Genomic DNA, 16,173 nt, shown 5'->3' with positions numbered 1-16,173 from the left:
TTCAAATTTTTTCAATTAATAAAAATCGTTTTTCCATATGAAATAGTTTTTGTATTTCTAAAAAACATATTAATCCTGTCTGCACATAAAGTAAATATGTAAACGAAAAGATACTTGACAAAGGATATCCTTATTTACATAAAAAAATGACAAATCCTGATCGATATAACGAGCAGGATTTGTTTACTAGTATTTAAAGTAGAATAATTGAATCTTTCTTTTCTACTTTTACTACATCTACATCCAATTCATCATCAAATTCTTTAAACTCTCTTGCATCTATGTCAGTAATATAACTCTTTATTACCTTTTCCATATGCATGGAATATGTCATGTGTACATTCTTTTTCGAAAGCATACTAGAATTACAGCACATGTAATGTATCATTTTAGCGATATAATCCCTTTCTACAGGTTTTACACCTAATGGTAGAATTTCAAGTATATATCGCTGAAAAATCCCACTACAATTAAGTGAATATTCACCAGTGCTATAATACATCCCTTTTTGATCTGCATATAAGCCAATGCTATCTAAAGCATCATCACATTCTATTAAACCGTAACTTGGTACATCAAAACCTGTATTTATTCTAATAATATTTAAATTTGGAACCTTTAACACCTCTGGAACAATTTCAGGTAAAATATCTGTATTAATTTCTTTATTTTGTAACTCTTTTATCCAATACCTTCTCAAATTTGCATCTACAATGAAATAAACTTGTTCATTTTGTTCTTTTGCATATTGTACAATTTCCATTAATGTTTCGGAAACATATTGTTTAAAAAGAGCTCCCATATCATTTCTCTTTGATGGTTGTGGTAAAAATGCATTATGTTTATTTATATTTAATAATACGTAATCAATCGTTTGCCATTCTGTATTCCCATATAATTTATATAAAATTTCTTTTCCTTTTATTTTTGAAAGAATAGGTAAGAAATCAAATTTCGATATTCGTTCAATTGATAAATTAACATATATACAAGGTAAATTTATCTTATTCCAACTACGCTTCAAAAATCCTTTTTGCTCTAATAAACTAAAAACACTATTTACAATTGTTTTACGAGATACACTTTGGCCTATAAATAAATTAATAAATGTTGAAATACGGTTTGCTCGTGCAAATCCCTCTCTAATGATTTGTTTTGGATCAATTTTTTCTCGTCCATCACAATTTTTCAATGCGATTAATGCTAATGTCGCATCACTGCGCTCGCCCGCGGTAGCATAGACAGCTTTCGTAACATCATCTACAAGATTTGTTTTATATTTTTGGCAATATTGCATTTTATATGGATTTTGTAACACCTTTTCAATATTGTATCTCACAATCTTTAATAACACTGGAAAATCTGTATTCAAAACATAAGAATTTTCACCAACTTTAGTCAAAACAATTTGACTCTCAAGTAATGCTTGTTCTATTTCCAGCACTATATTTTCAGACCAAACTTCTAATGTTAATGTCTCTAATCCTTTTGGTGCAAATAAAGGAAATAATTCATTTTTGTTATTTGTTGCTATCTTTTTACATTCTGGAAGTATTGTGAAATAAGAGAATTTACGCTGAAATTCTTTAAATAAATACTCTCTTTCCTTTACTTTTATACCCGGTTCTATTTTAGTACCTTGAACTTTATAAATTCTCTCATTGTATGGAAATAACACCCTTTTATTTTCCCCTACAATATAATCTTTCGGATATTGGAGAATATGGTCTAAATCCACCTCTCCCCCTATTTGAAAATCATCTTTTAAATTTCTAAATATTTTAATCCATTTCATACCGGTTGTAGCTTGTTGTATTTTTAGTTTTACAAACCGTATTTTTTTATTATTTGACGCAAACTCTGAGGTAGAAATCAATATCATGCCTCGTTTCCGTCTTAAAAGTAAAGGAATATCTGGATGATTATATTCTTGATAAAATCTCCGAATCCCTATTGAAATATTTAATAATGGAGCGTTCTCACCACCACGGGTTATGCATTGGAATCGATATACATAGGAGAAAAAATCTTGTGTTTTTTCATCTTTTATCGGCTCTGACATCGCCTCACAAATATTTTGTGATCTAAGAGGAGAAAAATAGATTTCTTCTTCATTTGTATTTTCTAAATATATAGGACGCTCACAAAAAATATGTGAGATTAAAGCGGGTACCCACTTAGAATACGTTTCATTATCATGTAGTACTGGCAAATTAGAAATCAAATCGGATTGCCATTCATATTTTGGTGGTTCTACTAATCTATTTGGCTTCCAATCATGAATAATCTCATACCAACTTTGAAAAATATAATCGAGTTGCTCTTGTTTAATAGGTTCTTTTGATACAATCCATGGTATATTTTCATTTAATACGTACGGATTATGCTGAATAAACAATATATCCGAAAACATATCATATAATCTTTTATTCAAACGTTTCAACTTACTCGTTAATAAAAACGTCTTATAATGTATCTCTACGATGTCCAGCCATTCAATAGGAAAGTATATAAATGATACCTCTTCATTTAAAAGGGGTTCTACTATATTTTCAAATGTTAACAGCCTTAATTTTTTCATAAAATGATTCCTTTCTTCGATTGTCTTGATTATCAAAAAGCTAGAACAATAATTACTTAATCTAATTCATTTAAACGAAGTATTTAAAAGAAAAGTAAAAACTATTTATCTAAACAAAACATTATCAAAATGACTCTTTTAAAAATTAAAAGTAATTATCATATACAGCCCCCTTACATTTATATTTTAATACATTTGAATTATACAATTTAATTGGTATATTGTACTTATCATTTACAATAAATTTACAAAAAACTAAAAAAACACCTTAAATCGGTGCTCTCTTTACAAATATTAAGCGTTATGTGACTGAACATATAGATAACAGTAATGCTCCAAATGAAATTGCTCCTAGTAAACCTACTACAAATCCTGTTAAACAAATACAATCAGCGAGACAAATAGAAGACTGCGATAATGGAACGAATGACCTACTTGTACCCGACCCATATTGTTTTATTTTTTCATAATTCATATCTAACATTAAATGTAGACATGTTACACCATCCTCAATAGTATGTAGAGATTCTTTTTCTAATCGCTCCAATAATTTACTATCAAAAGAAACTGATAGAGGATACTGCTTATCTAATTTCATATTTTCATAAATTAGTTGCAAACGAGATAACATATTGTTTTTCTTCTTTTCAGATGTTACTGTACATTTCATATTATTAAATTCATTTAATAACAGTGATAATTCATCTCTTTTTCCGTATAAATCTTTAGCTATTTTTCTCTTTAGTTTATACGAATGGAAAATAGATTTTAGTTCAACCATATTCATACACTTCCTAATTACATATTATTTACCCAATTATTTTATAGATAAACAGTACTTTTTAATCTTATTTAAAATACACTCAAGCAACTTATTTTACTATCGATTAACATTACATTAACCTTACACGGTTGTAATAAAATCATTAGCTAGAAGGAAGCAATGCCCAAACTAGACAGATATTTAATGATAAAACCATAAGAAAAAAACAATGATTAGATTTTAAATCTAGTCATTGCTTTATCCATCACATCTTGATTACATCTATATATCTTATTGTTACTCTTTTACTTGAATGATTGAATATATCCATGAATAATGGCTATATTCTTTGTCGGCACGTACATATATAACTAATGTTTTTTAATTGATAAAGTGAAAATTTAATCAGCTCTCACCAATCGGGATTTTATGGGCAGTCCGCCACCTAACTTCTCTTTGCTCTCACTGAATTTTTTTGGGGATGTTACTACCCGCAACTAGCAAGATAGATGTTATCAATATTCATACGTTACAATAGTACCGGTAGTATCAGTAAAACCATCAAAACAGTTAGAGCAACCACCACAGCCGCCACAACCTCCGCAACCTCCACAACCAAAACAACCGAAGCAACCAATACAACGGAAGCCACCACAACGGAAGCCGCCACAACGACCTCCACCACAACCGCCACAACGACCACAACCGCCACAGCGACGAGCAGCATCTTCAATATAGTAATACGGATATTGGTTTTGCTGGTCCCAATAGACAATATTTCCAGACCGGTAATCATTAAGGCTTAACGCTTGTAGTTCTTGTTGAAACTGATTCATTTTCATAACCTCCGTTTATAAAATACAACCTCATCAATACTTCCCTATATTCCTGTTCGTTACATCTAAGTAGAAATAGCGCTATAAACTAAGTTCAATACGTACACCCACAAAGTATGACTTATCACTAGATGATGCACCTTGTTCATATACCTATTTTTACTATGGGCTCATTTTTATAAAGTGAAAATTTAATCAGTGGGGTTTTGTTCATTCCCTACCTAACTTCTTTGCTTCCGCTGAATTTTGAGGTGGGGGGCTTACTGCCCGGCAAATAGCGAGATAAATAAAAATTAAAAAATATGAATTCTAGCGTCATATCTTCATACTTACTAAGTTCAATTAATTTCTCAATAATTATGATCCATATCCTATATATTTCCGTCTGCTGCTTAGATTTTTCTGTACTGTAAATGGCTTTCGCTATAACACCTCCAAGTGACCAGTTTCTATGACGGTTAAGAAATTCCAACAAAAAAAGCCCTAATTAGGGCTTTTCATTCTATTTCTCCAGCAAATCTCTATATGAAATTGCTAATTGAAAAAAGACACATTTAGATTGATGCGTCTTTTTTTGATGCCTCTTTTGTGAAATCATATAAAGCAATTGCGCCTAAAAGAACAAGTATCCCTTGAGGAACATCTAGCAAAATAGTTTTCCAAATTTCTGGAATTACCCATTTAATATCTGCTGCTGTTTCAAGATATGTTTGGAAATAGCTGATTGTAAAATTAATTATCCCTAAAAATACAAATAACGATAAACCAAATCGAATTAATTTCTTATTTGTAAACATATAACACCTCTCAAAATTCATTGGATATTCCTGCTTTTGCTTCTTTATATTCCCATATCTCTATATCTAATTTTAACACATAAAGAACTCAAAAAGATACAATATGCATATTTGCATATTGTATGAACAGCATTCCATGATGATTTAGCAATTCCCGTAAAGAAAAAGCAAATCCATTACAATTAACAGAGCCGGTTTCTTTTCTTATTTAACTTCATACCACCAATCTTTACGTTTTTTGAATGTAAAATAAATGTGGCAGAAATTTATCCAGTTAATTCGTAGACAATTAAATTAGCTAACTTATCGATATTCTATTTCGCCATATCCGTAGCACTAATGACTTTACACAAATTTGACAAGAAAAAATATATAGATAGGTATGATCCACACCTATCTATAACATTACTTCTATTCTTTATCCAATTACGTCTTTTACGTCTGTATCCACTGGCCACTTTTCTAATGTATAAGCCATTTCCCAAAATGAATATTCATATTGACTGCTAATAATAAAATGCTGTTTCATACGCTTGCGGTCTGCCTCTGTTACTTTTTCAGCAATAGTATCTAACCGTGTAATTTGTTCTTCAACTAGCGTACGGAACCAATCAGATCCATAAGCAGAAATCCATTCGTTATAAATTGCCTCTTCCGGCTGGCACTCTTTTAAGCGTTCACCAATTTCATAATACAACCAATAGCAAGGTAAAATTGCTGCAATAATATCTCCTAAATGCCCTTCATACGCAGCACGATACATATGTGAAGTATACGCATATGCAGTTGGCGCAGGAATAAAATTATCTTTTTCTTCTTTTGTTATCCCTAGCTTTTTAGCAAAATTCTCATGTAAAGATAACTCTGCTTCATATGTATTTTGAGCATGATGTGCCATACGAGCTGTCGTCTCTAATTCAAGAGCTTTTGCAGCTCCTAAAGTTTGTACTCTAGCAAAATGGCTCAAATAATATGAATCTTGAAGCACATAATAACGAAAACTAGCTAAATCTAACGTTCCTTCGCCAAGTTTTTTTACAAAAGGATGGTTAAAACTCGCTTCCCAAATTGAATCTACTTCTTTACGTAATGATTGTGAAAAAGTCATTTAAATCCCTCCAATAATATATAAAATATAACTATTTATCCACAATTATTAAAGCTGTAAAATAAAAAAACTTTCTTTACAGGCGTAAAGAAAGTGAAATTGACAGTATTTATTTACTCATTAAATAGCAACGTCTTTCCCACTTCCCTACGCTGGCATTAACCAGATCAGGTACTAAGAGTCTCAAAATCACATTTGATCTCAGCCTATAAAAGGCCCCCCTAGTGGATAAATATTTTGTTTTTATAATGTATTCATCATAGCATACTTCGTGAAACTGTCAAAAAATTAGTTATATAATTCCCTTAAAACCCTTCTTCTTTTCTAACTTTTAATGATGTTTCAATAATCATATCTAATAGTTTGCTATAACTAATTCCCGCTGCTTCTGCACTTTTTGGCAATAAACTTGATTGTGTCATCCCTGGTAATGTATTAATTTCCATTACATATGGAATTCCGTCCTTCACCATCATATCAACTCTTGCATAAACACTACATTTTAATGCTTTATAACAAGCAAGTGACGCTTTATTTACACGTTCATTAATTTCTGCTGGAAGTTCGATAACTTCCTCAACTGTACTAGTATCATCATATTTTGCATTGTAGTCAAAGAACTCGGCTGCATGTCGAATTGAAACTATAGGTAACTGTTTTCCATCCAGAATTGAACATGTAATTTCATCACCTTTTATATACTTCTCAATTACTACTTCAGAATCCCATTCGAATACAGTTTCTAGCATTGAGATCAATTCATTTTTATTATAAACGATTTTCACTCCGACACTCGATCCGCCAGAGTTTGGTTTTACTACTAATGGAAATCCTAACTTATCTAACTCATCAAGATTTAGATCCTCCATTTTTGTAAGTTCAATCCAATCTGGTGTTTCTACACCTTCATAACGTAAAATCTTTTTCGAAATATTTTTATCCATACATATACTGCTAGATAACATATTACTTCCGCTATAAGGAATTCCTAAACTCTCCAGTGTTCCTTGAACTGTCCCATCTTCTCCGTATTTTCCGTGTAACGCGAGCAACGCAAAGTCAATGTCTTTCGCTTTTTCAATTAAATCCACTTTTTCATTTAATGTAATTGGAACTATTTCATACTTATTTTTATCTAAATGAGCAATCATTTCATTCCCCGTCATAATTGAAACTTGTTTTTCAGACGATACCCCGCCCATAATAACACCGATTTTCATTTTCTCAACTCCAAATTTCATTTTTTATTGTATCACCAATTATTTTAATTCCCCGAACTATTTCTTCTTCTTTCAAGCGCGAAAACCCTAATCGGAAAGTGTTCGCTCCTTCTCCATCAGAGTAAAAAACATCTCCAGGTGAAAACGTAACGCCTTTCTCATAACACTTTTGTAAAAGTGTGCGGGCATTCATATGCTCTTCTAGTTCTATAAATAAATGAAGTCCACCATCTCCAGTCATTCTTTTGAAATGAATGTACTGGTTACATGCCCCGACAGCTAACTCATATTTTTTCTTATAAACAGATCTTGCCTTTTTTAAATATTTCTCAAAATATCCCTCATGTAAATATTGAAACAGAACAGCTTGATCTAACGTAGATGTGTGGATCGTTCTTGCTCTTTTTACGCTTTCTAAATAATGAATCAGCTCTTTATCTGCAATAATCCAGCCTACACGTAAACCAGGGAAAAGTACCTTTGAAAAGCTACTAATATAAATCACATTATTGCCAGCTCCAGCAAAAGTTAATAATGGAGCTAAATGTGAACCTGAATAACGTAATTCTTCATTAAATCCGTCCTCTATAATAGGAACCTTGTATTTTGAGAATAACCTCATCAATTCCGTCCTTTTCTCTGAACTCGTAACAATACCAGTTGGATTATGATAAGAAGGAATTAAATAAGCAAAATCAAAATCTTTTTCACGCAAACTTTTTTCAACTTCATTCGTATCAATACCATCCTCATGCATATCAATCCTATGAACTTCAAGTCCATGTAAACGGAAAAGCTTAAGTGCAGCGTGGTGAGTTGGATTCTCACAAATGACACGCCCGGATTTTTTTGATAAAGAAGAGAGTACAATATCCAATCCTTCTGTAAATCCATTTGTAATTAGAATATCTTTATTCGAAATGTCTACACCTTTCATTTCCATGTAATGAAGTAAATAATTCATTAACGGTCTATATCCCTTTGCATATCCGTAGTTCAATACGATGTCTCCTTCAATGGACATACGAGTAAGAAAAGCTCTTTTGAAATTTTCAACATCAAATAGCTTCTCATCCGGGGCTATACTATTAAAAACAATCATTCCTTTTTCCCAACGAACACCATGTTTCATTAAATCTAATTCATCCGCTAATGCGGTCACTGTATTAAGTTTATTTTTCCAATCTATTTCAACAGACGAAGTGTTAGATATATCCACCTTCGCAACAAAGTTCCCTTTTCCTTTAACTGCATAAATGAGTCCTTCTTGCTCTAAATCTGCATAAGCAGCGAGTACAGTGTTTCTACTCACACTTAGTAATTCACTTAGTTCCCTTGTTGATGGGATTTTTTGATCCCCGAGCAAATGCCCTTTCATAATCATCTTCTTCAAATAATCTTTCAATTGAATATAAACGGGACGATCTTTAACAACTTTAAAATCCTTAAACAATTCCTTACCCCCTGCAATCATTTTTGCATATTTATTTCATTCTCAAAAGGTCCACGACATATGTATTTTTTATAAAAGGCGGTACGGTCTTACAAATCTTTTCGATATAAGTTAATTACATCTTTTAAAGCTGCAGCTGCAGCGCCTCGTGGATTAGAAGCCCCACCAATTGTAGTAACTTGTCCCATCGTATCTGTAAAGAACGTAATTCCTTTTTCGGTCCCATTTACTTTTGCTAACGGATGATTTTTTTCTATTTCGCACGGTTCAACATTTAAATTGACATTGCCCCCCTCATCCTTATATGTTGATGCTATTAATTTAATAATTTTATGTTGTTCCTTAGCATTTCTAATTTGCTGTTTTGTAACGTGCTCGATTCCTTTTATATGTATATCAGTAAGTGTTTTCTCTGTTCCCATTAAGCTGTTTGTCAAAAGTAACAATTTACACGCACTATCTGAACCACTTATATCTAATATAGGGTTTGTCTCAGCAATTCCTTTATCTTGTGCTTCTTTCAATGCTTCTTCAAATGTCATATCTTCCTCATACATTTTCGTAAGAATATAATTAGTTGTTCCATTTAATATTCCTTCTATTTTTTCAATACTGCAACCCGCTAAACTAAATTGTCCGATATCTAGGGTCGGTAGTGCAGCGGCTGTTGCACCGCTATATCGAATTCGTACATTGGCGCCTCTTGCTGCTTCATTTATTTCTCTCCAGTTTGTAACGAGCGCCCCTTTAGAAATTGCTACTATATCCATCTGTTTCTCAATCGCTTGTTTCATATATTGTTTCCCTGGATTTCCATCTTTAAGATTTGTAACTGTTGATTCTACCAATACAGTACCACTTATGCTAGTTGTTGCACGTTCCTTCGGATGATACTCTAAATATTTTTCAATTGCAGCGGTACCGCCACCATACATCAATAAATGATGAAGTGATAAGCCGTCTTCATTATGTATCGCAATATTTCTCCCTAATACGCCACTTACAACTAATTGAATCCCATATGTTTCATATATATATGAATATTTTTCATTTAATAATTTTATAAACTCTCTACCTACTGTTCCGTATCCTGATAATACAACTTGAATTTTCATAATATCCCCCCATATTTTTCTACCAAATCCCTCTTTCAATATAATATAAAGCGCTCTCGAATTCCATCGAGAGCGCTTTATTATTACCTATTTCGGTAAACGTGATAGCTTTTCAGCAATTGTTCTATAAAACTCTTGAATGCTAGAAAAACCTAATGAGTCTGAAACACTTAATCCTACCATATCGAGATGATCCCAATTCGCTTTCGTTTCGATATGATTCCATTTTCCAATCTGTAATGACTCATTATTATTTACAGCAACATTAGAAGAGGGTGCAATCATAGAATTTGTATTTACTACACCATCATTTTGCCACCAAGAAGTATCAACTAACGGACGGTTTTCTTCATATCTCGCATAAGAACCTAAGAAAAATGCATTTCCCATTAACACTTTATTCATCGTTATATGAGGCAAATGTAAACCTGTTATAGGTGCTGCTTGTGATGCATGCCCACTATAGGATAAGTAATACACATCTGGTTGCGTCTTTACCCAATTATTTAACTCCTTTGCACCATCTGTACTTAAATCCCATTGACTTATATCTTTTGTATTTTTCCAAAGTGAACTATTTAGAATACGATTACTATATTGGAAAAAGGACTCTCCAGCATTTTTCTTTATACCCCATTGATCCAATTTAAAATCATATAATGATAAATTATTGTTTCCTCCAAAGCTTGCAGCTGTAATGAGTAAATCTTTAACGAACGGCAGTAGAAGACTACCATCCGCAAGTGTTGTACCGTTGTGAGGGGTTGCTAATGTTGTAACACTATGAACATATGATTTTCCGCCTTCAAATAGTGGTGATATTTTGGTGTCTGGGTGATTTTTTACATAATTCTTTTCTTCAAAACTACCTTCTTTTAATAGCTGTACTAATGTTCTAATCGTTTGTCCACCCATGCTATGTCCAACTAAATGAACTTTATTTGTTTCACTCCAATTCGGCGCAAAACCACTATAAGTTCTGCCAAAACGATTATGTCCATGTTTCTCAGCATGTACTGCACCATAGTCTACTGTCCCACCGCTAATTTGTGCATACAATTCACATGCACGATCCCAGTTACTAGAAACAGGTCCAACAGCTGCGGTATGTACCGTATAACCATTGCGTTTCAAATCTTCCTGTATATCATGAACACCACCCCAATATTTTACGCCAAGCATTTCTTCTCTACCCCATCCAGCAAATCCATTCACCAATATGATAGGATAATTATTTTGTTGCCTCTCTTCAGCGTATGATATTTTCGCTGCGAATGAACATACGGTCACTAATGCGAAAAAACATATTTTTAAAAATAACTTCCCCATACTTTCTCCCCCTAATAAAACGTTTACATTTTTCTTTTTTAAAAAATAACAGAATACTTTAATAACTTAAACATAATGTAAAGTATTTTATATACGTTGTATATATAGAAAACATATACAGATGTTGATAAATATTAATTCAAATAAACATTTACTTTTTACAATACAACTTGTAAATCTGTTTATTAGAATTTATAATTAAATATAGTTTCCTCATGTTAAAAAGATTTAAAAACCATAAGAAAACTAATCTCATTGCTTGAAAAGGAGGAAAAAAGCATGCAAATCGGATCAAATATTCATACATTATCTCAACCTACTAAAATAACTCCATCTACTCTTGAGCATAATACTATCTCTTCTACTAAACTTGAAAGTAAGAAAGTAAATGATCCTATCAAGTTCGATATTCGTTCATCCGAAAAAGAAATGAAACAGCCTGAACATAAATTTAATGAATTAGATTTATGGAAGATGTTAAAGGATAAAGGTGTTCCTTTATGGATTATACTTGAAATGCTACAAAAGGCTCGTAAAGAAAAAGAAGCACAAAATAATTCAGTTCAAAATTCAAATGCGATTGAAGAAACGAGTGAGACTCGATTAAATGAAGTAATGTAAAGCATAATAATTGATTTGTCTATAAACTAAAAAGAGTTCGAAGCTGATGAAATTTTTATCAACTTCGAACTCTTTTTTAAGGTTTTTCGCCAATCGTTACAAAGTGAAAAGATACTTCTCCTTCCAAACCTTTAATTAACTTTTTTACTTTGACATTTTCATTAACCAATGTATTATCTGTCGACATTTTAGGTTTTTCGTCACCTAGTGATTTTTTCAAATGAAGAAGATGCATTTTCATTTCATTTGCCTTTATTTCTTTATAAACACTATTTTTTGCTACAATCATATACCATTCCGTTGAATATTTACGATTGTTACCTATCCAAGCATCACTATCGTATGTAACAGGAATCTCTTCCTCTCCTATTTTAATACTTTTCATAGTCTTATTGTCTTCACTTGTAAATAATAGCGCCCCTTCTTTTGGAAATTTCGGTAACGTATCTATAATATAATTGGAGCCATTATCTTGTTTTCGAAAAAGTTTTTCTTTAATCAATGCTTGTGCTGTAGATTCATTTAAAATTAAGACATTTCCATTTCCAACTTCCCCTTTTTTCACAGAAAACACTTCATTTTCTTCCGTAATTTCCTGATAACGATTAATAATTGGTGAAATATTATTTTCATCTCCAATAATTAATACACCGTTTGCAGGAAATGGATTTTCCTTTTTAGAACATGCACTAAAACTTATTAATAGTAGTATCGTTAACATAAAAATAGTTAAAGTTCTTTTCATCTCGTTTCCTTTCATCATACAGTTCATTTTTCTACATACTTTATTGTAGTCTTACAAACTAATAAATTCTATTGCTCCATAACCTTATAAAGCTTTTGCAGATAACGCCAACGGGTTATAAAGAAATATAAAACTTGTATACATATAAATGAAATTAAAATAACGATAGAGCTATTTATGATAGAAAAATCGACTAATTGCTGTAATGCTATATAAGCGACTACAGTATGAATCACTGCAACGACAATTGGTAAAAAGAACATTAATAATAACTGTCTCGTTACAACTTTTTTTAACTCACCTTTACTTAATCCCATTTTCGAAATCATTTTATATTGCTGCTGATCGCGATCCAAATCTGTATATAATCGGAAATAAATAAAACTAGCAGCAAATGTAAAGAAGACGATTCCGACTAAAATACTTACCATAAGTAATAAACCATTCTTTTGCTTTGCTTCCAACAAGTTTAATGTTAAAGCTTCAAAGTAGAAATCTCTGTCCCTAAGATCTTTATCAAATATACTCTTTAATTGATTGGAAATCTCTTTCGTTTTTATCCAATCATCTACAACAAATCCGTAAGTACGATATGGAATTTCTTTATTAACTGGGTCACTAGTAAGAGGCATTCCATCATATACCTGATCTTGAACAGCGATATAAATAGTTCTAGAATCGTGTGGTAAAACTAAATTTTCTACAGCTTTTTTCACATGAAATGTCTTTGTCCAGTCACCTTGAATGACTTCTATATTCTTTTTATACTCGCCATTTTTAAATTCTTGTTTTTGTGATACGACTCCAGGAATTAATAAAATTTCATCTTCTTTTTCAATTGTTTCTTGTTGATAGCCTAGTGCTTTAGCAAGATCGTTGTATTCACTTAACTTCATTACATTTACGCCATTTTCTGTGTATATATATGAAGATGAAGCCATTCGATACGGAATATTAGCATCAGAAAGGTGCTTTTTTATAATAGAAAGATTTTTATTCAATACTTTGTCATTTTCAAAACTTCCATACAAAAATGTATACGGATTTGTCATCCTTACCAAATCCCTATTTCCAATTGCGGCTGTTGTACCAATTGCTGTAAATGCAACTGCTGAAACAATAGATACTATAAAAAACATCGTTGCATTATCTTTCATACGGTAAATTAATTCAGAAAATGTTAATATATTTGTTCTCTTTAAAAAGAAAGATTCTCTCCTTTTAGCAAGGCGCAATATATACACGCTACACTGTGTATATAAAAAGTACGTTCCTATAATTACTAGGAGCACACCTATTCCAAGCGTAATAAAATTGGTACTTGGTATGAAGCGAAATACTGAAAAATATCCATACCCTATACTAATTAAAGAAAGTAGCGATAATAAAACTGAAGATTTCGGTTCAGGTTTTGGCTTTTCCTCTGCTCGAATAAGTTCCACAAGTTCCGTTACTTTTATCATTTTAAATGTAAATAATGAAACAATTAAAAACAAGAAAAGAAATGTGATAACTGTTAATAATACAGCCCGCACTGGTATATAAAAAGGTAAACCATTATTAATCATTAATACACTTGCACTTATCAATAAGACTAGTTTAGAAAATATGAGTCCAATGAAAATCCCTATACAAATTGAACCAAGTCCAATCAACATATTTTCAATTAATAATAATTTCTTAAGCTGTCTCATTGACATACCTTGCATCATTAAAACGCCAAATTCTTTCTTACGCGTTTTTAAAAACGAACTAACTGAATATAAAATGAAGAAAAATGAAAATACAAAAATCAATCCTTGCGAAACTGAAAATCCCAATGTACCAAATGCACTTATTGTTGCACTTGTCGATTTCAACTCACCTTGTAAATCAGGATGAAATAATAAAAGAGCATACGTAAAGAAAATCATAATAGAAAATGCACTACTTAAAAAATGGGCAGCATATGTACGCTTATTACGAAAAATATTATTAAATGCGAACTGACGAAAAGTCATGCCTTTTCCCTCCTAACAAAGAAAGGACATCCATAATCTTTTGATAAAAGGCTTGTCTGCTTTCACCACAATAAATTTCGTTATATAGTTGACCATCTTTAATAAAGATTACTCGGCTGCAAAAGCTCGCTGCATACGGATCATGTGTAACTAACATCATCGTTGCTTTTTCTTCTTTATTTAGAGTATCCAGCATCTCCATTACATCATTTGAAGATTTAGAGTCCAAGTTCCCTGTTGGTTCATCTGCAAGTAATAATTGCGGCTTATGAACAATCGCACGAGCGATTGCTGTCCTTTGAGCTTGTCCCCCTGATATTTCAAACGTTCTTTTATTCAATATATCTGTAATATTTAACTTCTCTGCAATCTCTTCCAATCGCTTGTTCATTTCTTGCACGGAAACACCATCTAAAGTCATCGGCAATACGATGTTTTCTTTTACAGTAAGTGTGCTAAGAAGATTAAATGATTGAAAAACAAATCCTAATTGTTTTCTGCGGAATAACGCTAATTCTTCTGATGATAATTGAAAAGGATTTGTGTCATTAATAAATATTTCTCCCGATGATGGAGAATCAATAGTAGATACCATATTTAATAACGTTGTTTTTCCGCTACCTGATGGACCCATAATTCCTACAAATTCACCTTCTTGAATTGATAAATCAATATCTACTAATGCTTTATAAGGTACTTTCCCTTTATATACTTTACTAATACTTTTTGCATGTAAAATTTCCATGTATATTCTCCCTTCATTTCCACTGCTCACTATAAAGTGTAAATGAATTGTCTTACAGCTCATATTGATTCATCTTTCATTTACCTTACACGCTTGTAAGATTTCTAAAAAAACTGACAACATAATTATTTCAAACTAAAATTAACGCATAACTATCTTATAATAATTGTATAGTAGTAGGAAATATAATGTATAATAAATCTTTATTATATAAATGAGAAAAGACCGATTGCTATCGGTCTTTTACTACCAAACGTTATATTTTTATCCACTCAGATTTTCTCAATATATAATGATTATATATTTGATTTTCTATCCTCTGTTGGCTCTTATAAATAAACCCGCATTTTTCAATAACTTTATTTGATGCTACATTGTTAATTAAAGCAATTGCGTTAAGGACATTTAAATTTGTTTCTTTAAACAAATAGTCAATTAAACCTTTAGTCGCTTTTGTAGCATGGCCATGATTTTGATATTCATTTGAGATAGCATACATTACCTCTCTGTTTGGTGAAGGGAGTTCTTCTTTCATACCTGTGCAGCACCATCCAATGAGTTCATTTGTAGCTTTCTTAAATATTCCTAGCTTTAACATATAATTATCTATGTTATTCGTAGTTTTCACTGCATCAAGAAATGCTTTGTTTGCTGGTATTTCATAATCTGCAATCCAATCCACCCTTTGTTCTTTCGTTGATTTCCAGTCTGGTAAAAATTTTGCTATTTCCGGTTGATTTGCTATTTTATAAATACTCTCTGCATCTTTGACCGTAAACTCTTGCAAGTATATATCTCCACAATCTATTTTAAATAACTTAGTGAATCTCTCTTCTCCCATGTTAATCCCCCTTACTTAC

Annotated in this window: 14 protein-coding genes and 1 riboswitch; of the genes, 1 reads left to right on the top strand and 13 read right to left on the bottom strand. The window is 31.7% G+C overall.

What is annotated here, in order from left to right; translation table 11 throughout:
* Positions 1–193: 193 nt before the first annotated feature.
* The 9 genes from MHB52_RS13365 to MHB52_RS13325 all read right to left on the bottom strand — a co-directional run bounded on the left by MHB52_RS13365 (position 194) and on the right by MHB52_RS13325 (position 11,202).
* Positions 194–2,581, bottom strand: a complete 2,388-nt coding sequence (locus MHB52_RS13365) for an RNaseH domain-containing protein (protein WP_016117987.1) — start codon at positions 2,579–2,581, stop codon at positions 194–196.
* Between the two features lie 301 nt (positions 2,582–2,882).
* A complete protein-coding gene (locus MHB52_RS13360) occupies positions 2,883–3,368 on the bottom strand; it encodes a hypothetical protein (RefSeq protein ID WP_001999865.1) in 486 nt (161 codons plus the stop codon).
* Positions 3,369–3,859: 491 nt separating this feature from the next.
* Positions 3,860–4,180, bottom strand: coding sequence for a heterocycloanthracin/sonorensin family bacteriocin (locus tag MHB52_RS13355; protein ID WP_001071364.1), 321 nt, complete (start codon positions 4,178–4,180; stop codon positions 3,860–3,862).
* A gap of 554 nt (positions 4,181–4,734) precedes the next feature.
* Positions 4,735–4,998 carry a DUF3937 family protein gene (locus MHB52_RS13350; protein ID WP_002101034.1) on the bottom strand — a complete coding sequence of 88 codons (264 nt, stop codon included), beginning with the start codon at positions 4,996–4,998 and terminating at the stop codon, positions 4,735–4,737.
* 397 nt (positions 4,999–5,395) lie between these two features.
* The gene (tenA, locus tag MHB52_RS13345) at positions 5,396–6,085 is read right to left on the bottom strand and encodes a thiaminase II (protein ID WP_000144508.1); all 690 of its coding nucleotides are present in this window, start codon (positions 6,083–6,085) and stop codon (positions 5,396–5,398) included.
* A 127-nt stretch (positions 6,086–6,212) separates the two neighbouring features.
* A riboswitch (TPP riboswitch) is annotated at positions 6,213–6,318 on the bottom strand.
* 72 nt (positions 6,319–6,390) lie between these two features.
* Entirely contained in the window at positions 6,391–7,305 is a 915-nt protein-coding gene (locus MHB52_RS13340; protein ID WP_001999863.1) for a D-alanine--D-alanine ligase, read from the bottom strand.
* A gap of 4 nt (positions 7,306–7,309) precedes the next feature.
* On the bottom strand, positions 7,310–8,758 hold the full coding sequence (gene pdxR, locus MHB52_RS13335; RefSeq protein ID WP_061662917.1) for a MocR-like pyridoxine biosynthesis transcription factor PdxR: 1,449 nt from the start codon (positions 8,756–8,758) through the stop codon (positions 7,310–7,312).
* A gap of 89 nt (positions 8,759–8,847) precedes the next feature.
* On the bottom strand, positions 8,848–9,873 hold the full coding sequence (locus tag MHB52_RS13330) for a homoserine dehydrogenase (RefSeq protein ID WP_061662918.1): 1,026 nt from the start codon (positions 9,871–9,873) through the stop codon (positions 8,848–8,850).
* 87 nt (positions 9,874–9,960) lie between these two features.
* Positions 9,961–11,202: an esterase/lipase family protein gene (locus MHB52_RS13325; RefSeq protein WP_061662919.1), complete on the bottom strand. Its 1,242-nt coding sequence runs from the start codon at positions 11,200–11,202 to the stop codon at positions 9,961–9,963.
* 279 nt (positions 11,203–11,481) lie between these two features.
* Here MHB52_RS13325 and MHB52_RS13320 point away from each other — a divergent pair, with 279 nt between their 5' ends.
* On the top strand, positions 11,482–11,823 hold the full coding sequence (locus MHB52_RS13320; RefSeq protein WP_001165518.1) for a DUF3914 domain-containing protein: 342 nt from the start codon (positions 11,482–11,484) through the stop codon (positions 11,821–11,823).
* A gap of 76 nt (positions 11,824–11,899) precedes the next feature.
* On the opposite strand, the gene MHB52_RS13315 is transcribed toward MHB52_RS13320, so the two are convergent.
* From MHB52_RS13315 to MHB52_RS13300, 4 genes are all read right to left on the bottom strand, one after another.
* Positions 11,900–12,586, bottom strand: a complete 687-nt coding sequence (locus MHB52_RS13315) for a lipoprotein BA_5634 family protein (protein ID WP_000975419.1) — start codon at positions 12,584–12,586, stop codon at positions 11,900–11,902.
* A 50-nt stretch (positions 12,587–12,636) separates the two neighbouring features.
* Complete coding sequence (locus MHB52_RS13310; RefSeq protein ID WP_044797372.1) at positions 12,637–14,568, bottom strand: ABC transporter permease; 1,932 nt, start codon at positions 14,566–14,568, stop codon at positions 12,637–12,639.
* Positions 14,543–15,313 carry an ABC transporter ATP-binding protein gene (locus MHB52_RS13305; protein WP_000404273.1) on the bottom strand — a complete coding sequence of 257 codons (771 nt, stop codon included), beginning with the start codon at positions 15,311–15,313 and terminating at the stop codon, positions 14,543–14,545. Before MHB52_RS13305 ends, MHB52_RS13310 begins: the two co-directional genes overlap by 26 nt.
* A 256-nt stretch (positions 15,314–15,569) precedes the next feature.
* The gene (locus MHB52_RS13300) at positions 15,570–16,154 is read right to left on the bottom strand and encodes a GNAT family N-acetyltransferase (protein ID WP_000503530.1); all 585 of its coding nucleotides are present in this window, start codon (positions 16,152–16,154) and stop codon (positions 15,570–15,572) included.
* Between the last annotated feature and the right edge of the window lie 19 nt (positions 16,155–16,173).

The sequence above is a fragment of the Bacillus sp. FSL K6-0073 genome (genome assembly GCF_038006085.1).
In the GTDB taxonomy this organism is placed as follows: Bacteria; Bacillota; Bacilli; order Bacillales; family Bacillaceae_G; genus Bacillus_A; species Bacillus_A cereus.
The sequence above is the reverse complement of the archived record's forward strand: the minus strand, read 5'-3'. Positions and strand labels throughout refer to the sequence as shown.

Bases quoted from the DNA above. Each gene is read 5' to 3' on its own strand.
- MHB52_RS13365 (WP_016117987.1), bottom strand. From the start codon at position 2,581: ATGAAAAAATTAAGGCTGTTAACATTTGAAAATATAGTAGAACCCCTT.
- MHB52_RS13360 (WP_001999865.1), bottom strand. From the start codon at position 3,368: ATGAATATGGTTGAACTAAAATCTATTTTCCATTCGTATAAACTAAAG.
- MHB52_RS13355 (WP_001071364.1), bottom strand. From the start codon at position 4,180: ATGAATCAGTTTCAACAAGAACTACAAGCGTTAAGCCTTAATGATTAC.
- MHB52_RS13350 (WP_002101034.1), bottom strand. From the start codon at position 4,998: ATGAATTTTGAGAGGTGTTATATGTTTACAAATAAGAAATTAATTCGA.
- tenA (WP_000144508.1), bottom strand. From the start codon at position 6,085: ATGACTTTTTCACAATCATTACGTAAAGAAGTAGATTCAATTTGGGAA.
- MHB52_RS13340 (WP_001999863.1), bottom strand. From the start codon at position 7,305: ATGAAAATCGGTGTTATTATGGGCGGGGTATCGTCTGAAAAACAAGTT.
- MHB52_RS13330 (WP_061662918.1), bottom strand. From the start codon at position 9,873: ATGAAAATTCAAGTTGTATTATCAGGATACGGAACAGTAGGTAGAGAG.
- MHB52_RS13325 (WP_061662919.1), bottom strand. From the start codon at position 11,202: ATGGGGAAGTTATTTTTAAAAATATGTTTTTTCGCATTAGTGACCGTA.
- MHB52_RS13320 (WP_001165518.1), top strand. From the start codon at position 11,482: ATGCAAATCGGATCAAATATTCATACATTATCTCAACCTACTAAAATA.
- MHB52_RS13315 (WP_000975419.1), bottom strand. From the start codon at position 12,586: ATGATGAAAGGAAACGAGATGAAAAGAACTTTAACTATTTTTATGTTA.
- MHB52_RS13310 (WP_044797372.1), bottom strand. From the start codon at position 14,568: ATGACTTTTCGTCAGTTCGCATTTAATAATATTTTTCGTAATAAGCGT.
- MHB52_RS13305 (WP_000404273.1), bottom strand. From the start codon at position 15,313: ATGGAAATTTTACATGCAAAAAGTATTAGTAAAGTATATAAAGGGAAA.
- MHB52_RS13300 (WP_000503530.1), bottom strand. From the start codon at position 16,154: ATGGGAGAAGAGAGATTCACTAAGTTATTTAAAATAGATTGTGGAGAT.